Source organism: Stenotrophomonas indicatrix (assembly GCF_002750975.1).
Classification (GTDB): Bacteria; Pseudomonadota; Gammaproteobacteria; order Xanthomonadales; family Xanthomonadaceae; genus Stenotrophomonas; species Stenotrophomonas indicatrix.
The window spans coordinates 911,177-925,143 of the sequence record NZ_PEJS01000001.1; the positions used below are offsets into that span (position 1 = coordinate 911,177).

The following is a 13,967-nucleotide window of genomic DNA, read 5'->3' on the forward strand; positions in this document are numbered from 1 at the left end:
CGCCGCCGGTGCCATCCCCATCGGGGTGCGGGTGCGCTATGGTCGTGGCGGATTTCCGCGCAGGCCTTGCCATGCAGATCGCCGTTTTCAGTGCCCGTCCCTACGACCGCCGCTTTCTCGAGGAAGCCAACCAGCGCGAGGGGGCAGGGCAGGATTTCCAGTTCGTGTACTTCGACGCGGCGCTGGACGTGCACACCGCCGCGCTGGCACAGGACTGCGCCGCCGTCTGCGTGTTCGTCAACGACAGGCTCGATGCACCGGTGCTGCAGGCCCTCCATGCGCTGGGCGTACGCGCGGTGCTGCTGCGCTGTGCCGGCTTCAACAATGTGGACCTGGCCAGCGCGAATGCGCTCGGCCTGTTCGTCGCCCGCGTGCCGGCCTACTCGCCGGAAGCGGTGGCCGAGCACGCTCTGGCGCTGGTGATGACCCTCAACCGGCACACCCATCGCGCCTACAACCGCGTGCGTGAGGGCAACTTCATGCTGGATGGCCTGCTCGGCCGCACCCTGCATGGCAAGACCGTGGGCATCGTCGGTACTGGCAAGATCGGGTTGGCCACCGCGCGCATCTTCCGCGGCATGGGCTGCACCGTGCTGGGACACGATCCGTATCCCTCGCCGGCGTTCGCCGGGATCGGCGCGATGGTTGAACTGGACGAGCTGCTCTCGCGCTCGGACATCGTCTCGCTGCATTGCCCGTTGACCCCGGATACCCAGCACCTGATCGACGACGCCTCGCTGGCGCGGATGAAGCCCGGCGCGATGCTGGTCAACACCTCGCGTGGCGGCCTGGTCGATACCCATGCGGTGATCCGCGCGCTGAAGTCGCGCCGGCTGGGCCACCTGGCCATCGACGTCTACGAGCAGGAAAGCGCGCTGTTCTTCCAGGACCTGTCGGGCGAGATCATCGACGATGAGGCGTTCCAGCGCCTGATGACCTTCCCCAACGTGCTGGTGACCGGCCACCAAGGCTTCTTCACCGTGGAGGCGTTGCAGGAGATCTCGGCGATCACGCTGGGCAACCTGGCCGATTTCGCGGCGGGGCGGGAGTGCGGCAACCGGGTGGCGGCGGGTTGAGAAGCCCGGGCGGGTGGGCGTTTGACGGCAATCGTCACGACCGGATTGACCGCAGGGGCAGGGCGACCGTAAAATTGCCTGCTTCGCCGGAATAGCTCAGTTGGTAGAGCGGCGCATTCGTAATGCGTAGGTCGTAGGTTCGATTCCTATTTCCGGCACCAGTTTCAGCAAAAGCCCCGGCCTTGGTCGGGGCTTTTTGTTTGGGCGGCACGGTTCTCCGTCGGCCCTCGCCCCCTGGCCCTTCAGCTCTGCCTATAATCGGCCGCGCAGATCACCTGCACTGGTTCACCCGCACGGAGGCTTCCCATCATGTCCATTGCTGCAATCCCCGATGTTTCGCTGGTCGACAACAGTGAGCAGCGCACGCCGCTGATCCTGGTGCTGGACTGTTCCGGCAGCATGAGCGGTGGCCCCATCGAGCAGTTGAACGCGGGCCTGAAACTGCTGGAGCAGGAGCTGAAAGCCGATGTGATCGCGGCCAAGCGTGTGCGCGTGCTGCTGGTCGAGTACGGCGGCATGGACAACGCGGCCATCAGCGGTGACTGGTGCGATGCGATGGATTTCACCGCGCCCACGTTGTCGGCCAACGGCACCACACCAATCGGTGCGGCCGTGGAAGTGGCACTGCAGGAGATTGAAGACGAGAAGGCGCGCTTCCGCCAGGCCGGCGTCGCCTACACCCGGCCGTGGCTGTTCCTGATGTCCGATGGCCAGCCCACCGACGCCTGGGAAGCGGTGGCCGAGCAGTGCCGCGAGGCCGAGCAGCAGAACAAGGTCGCGGTGTTCCCGATCGCTGTCGGTAATGCTGACATGAGCGTGCTGGGTCAGTTCAGCCGCAATGGCGAGCGCGGCGTGAAGCGCCTGCAGGGCCTGCAGTTCAAGGAACTGTTCCTGTGGCTGAGCGCGAGCATGCGGGTGGTTTCCAACTCGACGCCCGGTGGCCAGGTGCAATTGCCGGCCACCGACAGCTGGTCACAAGTGCCGGTCTGACCATGGCCTGGCGCGTGATGGCCGCATCGGCCACGGGACGGTCCCATCTGGACCGCGGGCAGCCCTGCCAGGACGCCTATGCGTCGGTGCAGGTGGGGCAGACATTGGTCGCGGTGGTCTGCGATGGTGCAGGCTCCGCATCGCACAGCGATGTGGGCGCCCGGCACGTATCCAGCAGCGTGGCGGCGTCGGTTACCGGGTCCGCGCAGCTCGGCGCCGATCCACTGGCACTGCCGGTGGACGCGCTGCGCAGCATCATCGAAACCGCTGTCGACGATGCGCGCGGGCAGCTAGCGATGCTTGCGCTGAGCCAGGGCCTGAAGCTCTCCGACCATGCCTGCACGCTGGTAGGGGCGGTCGCTACGCGCGATGGCGGCTGGTTCTTCCATGTGGGCGATGGCGTGGCCGCCTGTGCGTTCAGCAATGAATCGCCCGATGCGGTATCGCTGCCTGCCAACGGCGAGTACGCCAACGAAACCTGGTTCGTTACCGGTGGCAACTGGCGCGAGCAGCTGCGGTTGACCCGCTTCGAAGGGGCCATCGATGCGCTGGTGCTGATGTCCGACGGCGTGCAGCCGTTTGCGATGTCGCGCGCGGGCGACAGCCTGTTCCAACCGTTCATCGCACCGGTGATCCGTTATCTGGCCGGCGTGGACGAGACCCACGGCAGCCAGGCGTTGCACGCGACGCTGGCCGACCCGCGCACCGATCAGATCACCGGCGACGACAAGACGTTGCTGGTCGCCCTGCCGGCCTGAGCACATGCCCGGGCGCAGCGGCGAAAAGGTCTACGACGCGCAGCGCAGGCCGCTCACCCTGGAGCGGCTGCTCAAGAGTGGCGGTGCGGGCAGCGTGTTCACCCTCAAGGAGCGGCCGCGCGAAGTGGCCAAGCTCTACCATTCGGACAAGGATGCGCGCGTCTACGAGCGCAAGCTGCAGGCGATGCTGGAGCTGCAGCCGGACCTGCCGCCGATGGAAGGGCAGGGGGCCGACCAGGTACAGATTGCCTGGCCGATGACCCTGCTGCGGGATCGCAGTGGGCGTTTCATCGGCTTCACCATGCCGATCCTGGATCTGTCGGCCACCAGCGATCTGGAACATGTGCTGCAGGAGCGCCAGGCACGCTCCGAGGGCCTGCCCACCGGATTGGGCGCGAAGATGACCCTGGCCGCCAACCTGGCGGTGATGCTGGCCGCGCTGCACCGGCGGCAGCACTATGTGGTCGACCTCAAGCCGCTGAACGTGCGGTTCTATCGCAGCACCTTGTTCATCGCGATGCTCGATTGCGATGGTTTCAGCATCCAGGGCAAGGGCGAGCGCTTTCCGGCCGGGCAGGTCACCACCGACTACCTGGCGTCCGAGTTCCAGCAGCCGGGGGTGAAGCCGGGCCAGGAGGAGGCGCAGGATCGATTCGCGCTGGCGGTGATGGTGTTCCAGCTGCTCAATTCCGGCCTGCATCCGTATGCGGGCCGGCCGCAGGGGGCGACGGTGCCCAGTGACCTGCCGGCACGCATCGCCGCCAACCTGTACCCCTACGCGCGTGGCAAGCCGCACCCGCGGATGCTGCCCTCGCCGGTCAGCGGCCATGATATGTTTCCGCCGGCGCTGCGCGACATGTTTGATCGTGCGTTCTCGGCGCAGGCACGCCGACGGCCTTCGGCGCAGGAATGGGCCACGCTGCTGCTGGACTACGCACGGCGCAACGCCGGTCAGCTGGTGGCGTGCGGCAAGGATGCGGCCCACCAGCATTTTGTCGGCATGCCCTGTGCCGCCTGCGCCCGCGCGGAACTGCTGGCCGGCAGCGCACGCGCGGCGCAGACCCGCACGCGGCAGAAACCGAACAAGGCCCGCAAGCAGCGTGCACGCACCGCCGCGCGCGTCGCCCAGGCGCAGCCGGTCACCGCGCAGGCGTCGGCGGCCAGCGGCGTTCCCGGCGTGATGTCGCGGGTGACGATGGCGGTGATCGGCACGCTGCTGCTGGGCTGGGTGATGGGCTGGGGCATGCCGGCCTACCGCCGCTACAGCGCGCTGGTAGACCCGGGCATCTGGGATGGCGTGGGGCTGGCCGTGCAGATGGCCATGCTGGCGATCGCGATCCTGCTGTTCATCCTGTTCGTGCCGATGCTGATCATGAGCAAGCGCCCATGAAGCTGCTGGGTGTACTGGCCGTGCTGTTGCTGGCACTGATCGGGATGGCGCCGTTCTGGGGCGACCTCGGCGTGCTGGTCTACAGCTCGATCGGCTGGCTCGGACGAGTGCTGTCGAGCGGCGTGTTGAGTGATGGCAGGGCGGCGCTGCGTGCTGCGCTGCTGATCGGCGGAGCGGTGTCGGTGCTGTCATTCCTGCGCGTAGCGGTGCAGGACCGGGCCGTGGACTATCTGATCGCGTCGGTGATGTTCGGCTTCCTCTCTTTCGTCGTCTTCATCGTCACCGGCATTTCCGGGGATGGCGCTACGGGCGCAGGAAGCGGTCAACAGGGGCCGAGCTCGGTACTGGTCGGCGAGGATCGCACTACGGTTCCGCGTTGGTACTCGCGCGGTCATTTCGAGCGGGAAATGCTCAACAAGGTGCACGAAACCGCGCGCACTGCTGCCCGTGGCGATCTGCCGCGTACGCAGGCGCTGATGCAGGAGCTGGATCTGTGGGCGCGCAATGGCCCCGTGCTGCGCGAAGACCGCACCGAGTACGAGCGCCTGCGCGCGGCGTACAACGAGACCATCGAGACCCTTGCCGCCCGGTCCGGCCGCCGCACGCAAAGGACGGCGGGGCTGGCCAGCGATGCGGGCGCGATGGTGGACCGGCTGACGGCGGAGGAAGCGCGCGAGCTGGAGCTGAAGCAGGTCGAGCTGCTGCAGCAGATGTGGAAGCTCTCGCCATCGAGCACCTCGGTTGCGATGCGCCTGCTGGCGACGGATCTGCAGGAGCTGGCGATCCGCTCACGGTGGTCGCCGCGCAAGCCGTTCGACCGTGAGGGCGACGCGGCACTGGAAGAGCGCCTGTGGCGCATCCACGGCACGCAGGAGGTGTTGTTCGCCTATGCACCGCTGGAGGAGCGTCTGTGGAATGCCTACGCTTCGACGATGGTCGACACGGACGAAGAGCTGGCGCTGGGCGCGCTGGTGATTGCCGGACTGATCGACCGCAGTGACAAGAACGCTTCGTCCGATCCCGCCCGGTTCGACGTGAACACGCTGCTGCTTGGCAGCGACGTGTTCATGCTCTCGACGCTGCTGGCCAGTGCGTCCGAAGACCGCATGGAGATCCTGACGGCGCGCGCGACACTGCTGCTGGGCGATGACGATCGGCAGGCGAAGGCAGGCATAGGCAATGCGCCGGACGCCGCCGACACCGCCGCAGACCCCGCTGGCCCGGCGGTGTCGGAGCCTTCGCCGCCGACGGTCCCGAAAGCGGACACCGCCAGGCAGGCGCAACGCGCGATGCCACCAGCGGGGATGCTGGTCGATCGCAAGGGCCTGGCGTTGCGTACGTCACCCTCTCTGCCGCCGTCGTCGCCACCAGCAGAGTATGGGCAGGTGCTGGTCGACCTGCCCGCCGCCGGCTTCAAGGACCTGCGCCATGGCATCCCGCTGCGCGCACCTGTGGAGGCCGACACCATGGTGACCCTGCAGGTGGATGTCTGGCAGACCGGCGTGGTTACGGCGGTGCTGGTGGAAGGCAGCAGTGGCAGCGCCCAGCTGGATGAGGCCGCGCGCCGGGGCGCACGCACCTGGCTCAGCGCGTCGAAGGTGCCCACAGGCGGCGAGCGCAGGCAGGTGACGGTCGTGTTCAAAGCGCCTGTCGCCGCCACGCCGCCGGCGGTGACCGTGGACGCACCAGCGCCGTCGGCCATGGACCCGCCGCCGCCGCAGCTGGACCCCGAGCAGGCGCTGGGCGCGCAGTTGGTGGCGATGACGCGCCGGCATCCCCCGCGTTATCCGCGTGGTGGAGGGGAGACGGTGCTGGAAGGCAGCGTCGAGCTGCTGATCACCATGTCAGCCGAGGGGCGCGTGCTCGATGTGACCGTGGACCGCAGCAGCGGACATCCGGCGCTGGATCGCGCCGCCCGTGAGGCTGCACTGCAATGGCACGTCACCCCCCGGCGGCCGGTGACCACGGTCAAGCAGATAACCCTGCGTCTCCCGGTGCAGTTCCAGGGCGGCTGACGGATCAGCCCGGGACGCGGCCGTCACCGCGCCCGTACCGGTTGCCGCAGCACCGTTTTCAGGCGAGCAGGCTCTACCTTGCGTGGGTCGCCCAGGTAGATCTCATGATGCGGCCCGGCGAAGGTCAGCCCCTGTGCCGGCATGATCCGTTCATGCAGTTCGGCCAGTGTCGGGCCCTCGTCATCGTAGGCGCCTACATGCAGCGTCTGCAGGCACAGGCCTTCCTCGTAAAGCGCCAGGCGCAGGCTCTGCGGCGCGGTACCGCGCTTGTCCGATGCCTTGGCCACCGCTTCGTTGAAACGCGGAACGCCGACGTCCAGCGGCGTGCGGATCATCATCGTCCAGCGCCACGCGTGCTTGCGCCGTGCCACGAAGCTTGACGGGTCGTCGGCCCACCACAGTCCCTCCAGCGGCGGCACCACGTAATCCCGTCCTTCGGCCTTCATCGCGAACTTCAGTGCGTAGCTGACCGAGTACAGCCACTCCACCGCATCGCGATAGGCCGGCGCCTGGTTCGGATCACCCTGGCCATCGACCATCACGAAGGACATCGGCGGCACCTCGATCCGCACGAACGAGCCGACCGGTGGCCGGTACAGCGCCTTGTCCTGCGTCTTGAAGTCGATCTTCGCCGGCGTGGTGGCGGACCGGGTCATTGCGCGGCTCCGTTGGCAGGCCCCTTCAGCTCCACCGTGTTGCCGTCCGGATCCTTGAAGTACAACGACAATCCGTCGCCCTCGGCACCGAAGTTGACTTCGGCCGGCCCCGGTACCGGTACGCCGTGGGCGGCCAGGTGGGCGACCAGCGCCGCTTCGTCGAAGGGGTGCACGCGCAGGCACAGGTGGTCGACATTGCGCCCTTCGCTGCCCGGTCCGCTGCCGCCGTGGCGACCGAGCGTGCCGTCCAGGCTGATCAGGTCGATCATCGATGCGCCCGCGCGCAGGTGCACCAGGCCCAGGTGCTCGCGCCGCCGCACCACCGCGCAGCCCAGCACCTGGCCATAGAAGGCTTCGCTGCGGGCCAGATCGCGCACCCTCAGCACCAGGTGGTCGATGCGTTCAACGCTGAAGGGTCTGTCCATGCCGGGTTCCTCGAAGAAAGGGCAGTCACAACTTGCTGAACCTGTTCAGTCGACTTTGCCGAATGAGGGGCCTCGTCGTCCTCGTGGCCGATGCTACGCTGCCGTCCCCGCGCGTTCTGCCTGCCGCAATGGCGCGGTGCGACAACGTGTCGCATCCAGATCCGGGCCTTTCCTGCGCCTGATCATTGTCAATGCCTTTCTTAAATGGTGGGTGACGGCCTAAAATTGAAAGGCTGACTCGACCCCACCTCACCTGCCTGTCTTCTGGACGGGTGGGCCCGGCTTTGGCCGGTGCGGGCAGGACGGGGAACGGCATTCCCTCGCAATTGGATCGACCGATGATTCCGTTGAAAACCCTTGGGCGCTGGTTGCGCCCGGGCCTGCTGCTCGCATTGCTGGTGATGCTCACCGGCTGCGATGCCGTGGCCATCCTCAGTCCGAAGGGCCAGATCGGCCAGGATGAAAAGACACTGCTGATCACGGCCACCGTGCTCATGCTGCTGGTCGTCATCCCGGTCATCATCATGACCCTGACCTTCGCGTGGAAGTATCGCGCCTCCAACACCCAGGCCCGCTACGAGCCGAAGTGGTCCCACTCGACGGCGATCGAGGTGGTGGTGTGGTCGATCCCCTGCATGATCGTGCTGGTCCTGGCGGTGCTGACCTGGCGGTCCTCGCACGCGCTGGATCCGTACAAGCCCCTGGAATCGGACGTCAAGCCGGTCACCATCCAGGCGATCTCGCTGGACTGGAAGTGGCTGTTCATCTATCCGGAAGAGAAGGTCGCGGTCGTCAACGAGATCAAGTTCCCGGTCAACACCCCGCTGAACTTCGAGATCACCTCCGATACGGTGATGAATGCGTTCTTCATCCCGCACCTGGGCAGCATGATCTATTCAATGGCGGCGATGGAGACCAAGCTCCACCTGATCGCCAACGAGACCGGTGAATTCCCGGGCATGTCCTCGCACTACAGCGGTGCAGGCTTCGCCAAGATGCATTTCACTGCCTACTCGGTCACCGATGCGCAGTACCGCCAGTGGCTGGACCAGGTCCGTGCCGGCGAGCAGAGCCTGGACAAGGCCTCGTTCAAGGCGCTGGGTGAAGCGAAGAATTCCGAGTGGTACCCGGTCACCTACTTCGGCAAGGTTGAAGACAACCTGTTCGACTGGGTCATCGCCAAGCACATGGGCGACAACAAGCACTACGGCATGAAGCATTCCCATGCGGGTGCGGCTGCTGCCGATGCGTCCAGCCATGAAGCGCACGAGGGGCACGCCCCGAGCGACGCGCATGATGCCAAGGAATCCGGGAAGAACCTGGATGCCACCGAAGAACACGAACACGCTGGCCATGAAGGCCACATGGGTTCGGGAGAATGAACATGTTGGGAAAACTCTCTCTTGAGTCGATCCCCCACGATCCAATCGTGCTGACCACCCTGGTCGGTGCGGTGCTGGGTGGCCTGGGCGTGATGGCCCTGATCACCAAGTTCAAGCTGTGGGGCTATCTGTGGAAGGAGTGGTTCACCTCGGTGGATCACAAGAAGATCGGCGTGATGTACATCATCGTCGCCTTCGTCATGCTGCTGCGCGGTTTCTCCGACGCGATCATGATGCGTACCCAGCAGGCAATCGCCGTCGGCGGGTCCGAGGGTTACCTGCCGCCGCACCACTACGACCAGATCTTCACCGCCCACGGCGTGATCATGATCTTCTTCGTGGCGATGCCGCTGATCACCGGCCTGATGAACCTGGCCGTGCCGCTGCAGATCGGTGCGCGCGACGTCGCGTTCCCGTTCGTCAACTCGCTCAGCTTCTGGCTGTTCGTGTCCGGTGCGGTGCTGATCATGCTGTCGCTGTGGATCGGTGAATTCGCCGCCACCGGCTGGCTGGCGTTCCCGCCGTTGTCGGGCATCGAGTACAGCAACAATGTAGGTATGGACTACTACATATGGGGACTACAGGTGGCGGGTCTGGGTACCACGTTGAGTGGTATCAACTTCTTCATCACCATCCTCAAGATGCGCACCCCGAGCATGAAGCTCATGCAGATGCCGGTCTTCACCTGGACCGCTCTGGTGACCAACGTGCTGATCGTCGCCGCCTTCCCGGTGCTGACCATCACCCTGGTGCTGCTGACCCTGGACCGTTACCTGGGTACGCACTTCTTCACCAATGACGGTGGCGGCAACGCCATGCTGTACATCAACCTGATCTGGATCTGGGGCCACCCGGAAGTCTATATCCTGGTGCTGCCGGCCTTCGGCGTGTTCTCCGAGGTCATCGCGACCTTCTCGCGCAAGGCCCTGTTCGGCTACAAGGGCATGGTCTACGCCACCGCCTGCATCGGCGTGCTGTCGTTCATCGTGTGGCTGCACCACTTCTTCACCATGGGCTCGGGTGCCAACGTCAATGCCTTCTTCGGCATCACGACGATGATCATCTCCATCCCCACCGGCGTGAAGATCTTCAACTGGCTGTTCACCATGTTCCGCGGTCGCGTGCAGTTCACCACGCCCGTGCTGTGGACCATCGGCTTCATGGTCACCTTCACCATCGGCGGCATGACCGGCGTGATGCTGGCAATCCCGGCCATCGACTTCGTGCTGCACAACAGCCTGTTCCTGATCGCCCACTTCCACAACGTCATCATCGGCGGCGTGGTGTTCGGCATGTTCGCCGGCATCACCTACTGGTGGCCGAAGATGTTCGGCTTCCGCCTCAACGAGTTCTGGGGCAAGTGCGCGTTCTGGTGCTGGTTCATCGGCTTCTATGTGACCTTCATGCCGATGTACGTGCTGGGCTTCATGGGCATGACCCGTCGTCTGCAGAGCACCGTCAACCCGGCCTACGAGCCGTTCCTGCTGGTGGCCGCTGTGGGCGCCTTCATCGTGGGTGCCGGCATCCTGTGCCAGATCATCCAGGTGGCCGTGTCGATCCGCGACCGCAAGAAGACCGCCGACCTGACCGGCGACCCGTGGGATGCCCGTACGCTGGAGTGGGAAACCTCTTCGCCGCCGGCCTTCTACAACTTCGGCACCCTGCCGGAAGTCACCGAGCTGGACGATTTCTGGGAGCGCAAGCAGCGTGGTGAAGCCTGGCCGAAGCCGGCCAAGTACACCGACATCCACATGCCGCGCAACACCGGCACCGGCGTTGTCATCGGCGCCTTCAGCCTGGTGTTCGGCTTTGCGATGATCTGGCACATCTGGTGGCTGGCCATCATCGGCTTCGTCGGCATGATCGCCACGTTCATCTACCGCACCTTCGACCAGGACGTGGACTACTGGGTCCCGGCTGCCGAGGTGGAACGCATCGAGAACGAACACCGCAAGCACCTGGAAGCCCAGGGCCTGGTGAAGTCGGAGCTGAAGGCATGAGCACCAATACCTCGACCCTGAGCCACGGGCACGCCGCACACGCGGCGGCCCATGGCCATGACGACCACGAGCACCACGACACCGGCGGCAACACCGTCTTCGGTTTCTGGGTGTACCTGATGAGCGACTGCCTCATCTTCGCCTCGCTGTTTGCCACCTACGTGGTGCTGGCCGGCGGCACTGATGGCGGCCCCGGCGCGAAGGACCTGTTCGAGCTGCCGTTCGTGGCTTGGGAAACCGCGCTGCTGCTGACCTCGTCGCTGACCTTCGGCCTGGGCATGATCTCCATGCACCGCAAGCAGGTCGGCCAGATGTTCCTGTGGCTGGGCATCACCTGGCTGCTGGGCTTCGGCTTCATGTGCATGGAAGTCTATGAATTCCAGCACCTGATCCATCAGGGCTACGGTCCGGACCGCAGTGCGTTCCTGTCGGCGTTCTTCGCCCTGGTCGGTACCCACGGCCTGCACGTCAGCGCCGGCCTGCTGTGGCTGCTGGTGATGTTCGTGCAGCTGAAGAAGTACGGCCTGACCCCGACCAACAAGACCCGCATGGCGTGCCTGAGCCTGTTCTGGCACTTCCTGGACCTGATCTGGATCGGCGTGTTCTCCGTCGTCTACCTCAATGGAGCGCTGTAATGGCACATGACAACCATGCACACGACCACGCCGCCGGCGGCGAAAGCCACGGCACCGTGAAGTCGTACCTGATCGGCTTCGTGCTGGCGGTGGTGCTGACCGTCATCCCGTTCTACATGGTGATGTCGGGTGATTTCTCGCGCACCGTCAACGGTGTGGTGATCGCCATCACCGCGGTGCTGCAGATGCTGGTCCACCTGGTGTTCTTCCTGCACCTGGACCGCTCGTCGGAGAGCCGCTGGAACGTCAACGCTGCGGCCTTCACCGTGGTGGTGATCGGCATCATCGTGGTCGGTACCCTGTGGGTCATGCACAACATGAACGTGCACATGATGCACTGACGTCTTCGCGACGTTGCCACGCAGAAAGGCCGCCCCCGGGCGGCCTTTCTGTTTGTTGCGCGGTTGCGGTTGCCGTTCAATGCACCCGGAGGATGCAGTAGATCCACGCCATGCGTGGATGCAGTTGCCGTTCAATGCACCCGGGGTATGCAGTAGATCCACGCCATGCGTGGATGCGGTTGCCTCTAACCCACCTTGCGCAGGAATTCCTCGGCCTCCATCGGCCGCCCCAGGTGGTAACCCTGCAGCTGGTCGCAGCCCAGCTCGCTCAGGTAATCGCGCTGGGCCTGGGTCTCCACGCCCTCGGCCACCACCTGCAGCTGCAAGGTGCGGCCCAGCGCGATGATCGAGGACACGATGGCGGAATCTTCGTCATTGCGTTCAAGGTCATGCACGAACGCCCGGTCGATCTTCAGCTCGGTGGCCGGCATGCGCTTGAGGTACAGCAGGCTGGAATAGCCGGTACCGAAATCATCGATGGCGATGTGCACGCCCATCGCGGTCAGATCGTTGAGGATCGCCAGGCTGGCCTCGACATCCTTCATCGCCGTGGTTTCGGTGATCTCCAGGGTCAGCCGCGCCGGGTCGATGCGGTGCCGCTGCAGGACCGAACGCACGCTTTCAAGCAGGGCCGGCGAGGCGAACTGCAGCGGCGACAGGTTCACCGCCATCGTCCAATGGCTGTGTCCGCCGTCATGCCAGGCGCGCAGTTGCGCGCACGCCTGGTCCAGCACCCAGTCGCCGATCGGCAGGATCAGGCCGCTGCGCTCGGCGATGGGAATGAACACGTCCGGTGCCAGCAGGCCCAGTTCGGGGTGCTGCCAGCGCAGCAGCGCCTCGGCGCCGGTGGCCGGTGCATCGGCCGCCGGAAACTTCGGCTGGTAGTGCAGCAGCAGCTCGTTGCGCGCGATCGCCTTGCGCAGGTCCTGCAGCAGCCGCAGCTGGCGGTTGGCACTGAGCTGCATCGAGGGAATGAAGAAGGTGTAGCCGTTCCGGCCGGTTTCCTTGGTGTGGTACATCGCCGCATCGGCATGTGCCATCAACTCGCGTTCGTCGCTGGCATCGTCCGGATACAGGGCAATGCCCAGGCTGGCGGTGACCTGCAGCTCCGCCGCGTCCAGCACGAACGGTTCACCGGCCGCGGCGATCACCCGCTCGGCGACCACCGCCGCATCATCAGGTGCATCGATGGTCAGCACGATCACGAACTCGTCGCCGCCGAGGCGGGCAAGGGTGTCCTGCGGGCGCAGCTGCGCCCCCAGGCGCTGGGCCACCGCGACCAGCAGGCGGTCACCCAGCTGGTGGCCATAGGCATCGTTGACGGCCTTGAAGCCATCCAGGTCGCAGAACATCACCGCCACCGACTGCTGGCGGCGTTGCGCCTTCTCGATGGCCTGCTCGATGCGATCCTGCAGCAGCATGCGGTTCGGCAGCTGGGTCAGCGGGTCGTGCAGTGCGGCCTGGATCAGCTTGTCGTTGGCGTGCGCCAGGGAATCGGCCAGCAGGCCGGTGCGCACGCGCATCTGGCGGTCGAACAGCGAGGCCACCAGGGCGATGCCGAGCGTGGCCAGGGTGGTCACGATCACCAGCACTGCCAGCCAGCGGGGATCGATGCCGCCGCTGCCGATGGCGCCGCAGACGCTGCCTGGCGGGAAGCGCGCGGCGGCCATGCCGGTGTAGTGCATGCCGACGATGGCCAGGCCCATCACCAGCGACGCCAGCATCCGCAGGCGCACCGTGTTGCGCTGTTCCACGCGCAGCCGGAAGGCAATCCACAGCGCTGCACCGGCAGCAGCGATGGCCACTGCGATCGACGCGGCAAACCAGCCGGGGTGGTAATCGATACCGGGCTGCATGCGCATGGCGGCCATGCCCAGGTAGTGCATGGCGGCGATACCCAGTCCCATCAGCACCGCACCCGCGGCCAGTCGCTGCAACGGCAGGCTGGGGCGCGACACCAGCCACAGCGCATAGGCCGACGCGCCGATCGACACCGCCAGCGAATACAGGGTGATCGCCAGGTCGTAACCGACCGGAACCGGCAGCTTGAAGGCCAGCATCGCGATGAAGTGCATCGACCAGATGCCCAGGCCCATCGCGGCGGCACCGCCGGCCAGCCACCAGCGGGCGACCCGGCCCTGGGCCGTGGCAAGGCGGCCGGCCATATCCAGCGCGGTATACGATGCCAGCATGGCCACCAGCAACGAGATGGCGACCAGGCTCTGACTGTAACTACCAGTCATGTTGAATCCAGAGGAGGAGGGAGGGGCGCCCGCAAGGCGCACGCCCGCCACCGCTA

12 protein-coding genes and 1 tRNA gene are annotated in these 13,967 nt (G+C 65.7%); 10 read left to right on the plus strand and 3 right to left on the minus strand.

Annotation, left to right across the window (positions count from 1 at the left end; all coding sequences use genetic code 11):
- The first annotated feature begins 71 nt into the window (after positions 1-71).
- From CR918_RS04305 to CR918_RS04330, 6 genes are all read left to right on the plus strand, one after another.
- Positions 72-1,076 (plus strand): 2-hydroxyacid dehydrogenase, encoded by a 1,005-nt coding sequence (locus CR918_RS04305; RefSeq protein WP_088100543.1) that lies wholly within the window; start codon positions 72-74, stop codon positions 1,074-1,076.
- An 85-nt stretch (positions 1,077-1,161) separates the two neighbouring features.
- Positions 1,162-1,237, plus strand: a tRNA-Thr gene (locus tag CR918_RS04310).
- A gap of 148 nt (positions 1,238-1,385) precedes the next feature.
- Entirely contained in the window at positions 1,386-2,066 is a 681-nt protein-coding gene (locus tag CR918_RS04315; protein WP_099842132.1) for a vWA domain-containing protein, read from the plus strand.
- 2 nt (positions 2,067-2,068) lie between these two features.
- Entirely contained in the window at positions 2,069-2,824 is a 756-nt protein-coding gene (locus CR918_RS04320; protein WP_033830639.1) for a PP2C family serine/threonine-protein phosphatase, read from the plus strand.
- Between the two features lie 4 nt (positions 2,825-2,828).
- Entirely contained in the window at positions 2,829-4,214 is a 1,386-nt protein-coding gene (locus CR918_RS04325) for a DNA-binding protein (RefSeq protein ID WP_099842133.1), read from the plus strand.
- Positions 4,211-6,229 (plus strand): energy transducer TonB, encoded by a 2,019-nt coding sequence (locus CR918_RS04330; protein ID WP_099842134.1) that lies wholly within the window; start codon positions 4,211-4,213, stop codon positions 6,227-6,229. Before CR918_RS04325 ends, CR918_RS04330 begins: the two co-directional genes overlap by 4 nt.
- A 23-nt stretch (positions 6,230-6,252) precedes the next feature.
- Here the strand turns inward: CR918_RS04330 and CR918_RS04335 are convergent, their stop codons facing one another.
- A complete protein-coding gene (locus CR918_RS04335; protein WP_099842135.1) occupies positions 6,253-6,885 on the minus strand; it encodes a GyrI-like domain-containing protein in 633 nt (210 codons plus the stop codon).
- A complete protein-coding gene (locus tag CR918_RS04340; RefSeq protein WP_032975989.1) occupies positions 6,882-7,310 on the minus strand; it encodes a VOC family protein in 429 nt (142 codons plus the stop codon). Before CR918_RS04340 ends, CR918_RS04335 begins: the two co-directional genes overlap by 4 nt.
- A gap of 338 nt (positions 7,311-7,648) precedes the next feature.
- On the opposite strand from CR918_RS04340, the gene cyoA reads away from it, so the two are divergent.
- Genes cyoA through cyoD form a run of 4 tightly spaced genes read left to right on the plus strand, consistent with a single transcriptional unit; the run spans position 7,649 to position 11,668 of the window.
- Positions 7,649-8,692: a ubiquinol oxidase subunit II gene (gene cyoA / locus CR918_RS04345; RefSeq protein ID WP_099842136.1), complete on the plus strand. Its 1,044-nt coding sequence runs from the start codon at positions 7,649-7,651 to the stop codon at positions 8,690-8,692.
- Positions 8,693-8,694: 2 nt separating this feature from the next.
- Positions 8,695-10,692, plus strand: a complete 1,998-nt coding sequence (cyoB, locus tag CR918_RS04350) for a cytochrome o ubiquinol oxidase subunit I (protein ID WP_025873833.1) — start codon at positions 8,695-8,697, stop codon at positions 10,690-10,692.
- Positions 10,689-11,327, plus strand: a complete 639-nt coding sequence (gene cyoC, locus CR918_RS04355) for a cytochrome o ubiquinol oxidase subunit III (protein WP_025873832.1) — start codon at positions 10,689-10,691, stop codon at positions 11,325-11,327. Before cyoB ends, cyoC begins: the two co-directional genes overlap by 4 nt.
- Complete coding sequence (cyoD, locus tag CR918_RS04360; protein WP_025873831.1) at positions 11,327-11,668, plus strand: cytochrome o ubiquinol oxidase subunit IV; 342 nt, start codon at positions 11,327-11,329, stop codon at positions 11,666-11,668. The genes cyoC and cyoD overlap by 1 nt, the downstream gene beginning before the upstream one ends.
- 185 nt (positions 11,669-11,853) lie before the next feature.
- Here the strand turns inward: cyoD and CR918_RS04365 are convergent, their stop codons facing one another.
- Positions 11,854-13,911, minus strand: a complete 2,058-nt coding sequence (locus CR918_RS04365) for a putative bifunctional diguanylate cyclase/phosphodiesterase (protein ID WP_099842137.1) — start codon at positions 13,909-13,911, stop codon at positions 11,854-11,856.
- Positions 13,912-13,967 lie beyond the last annotated feature (56 nt).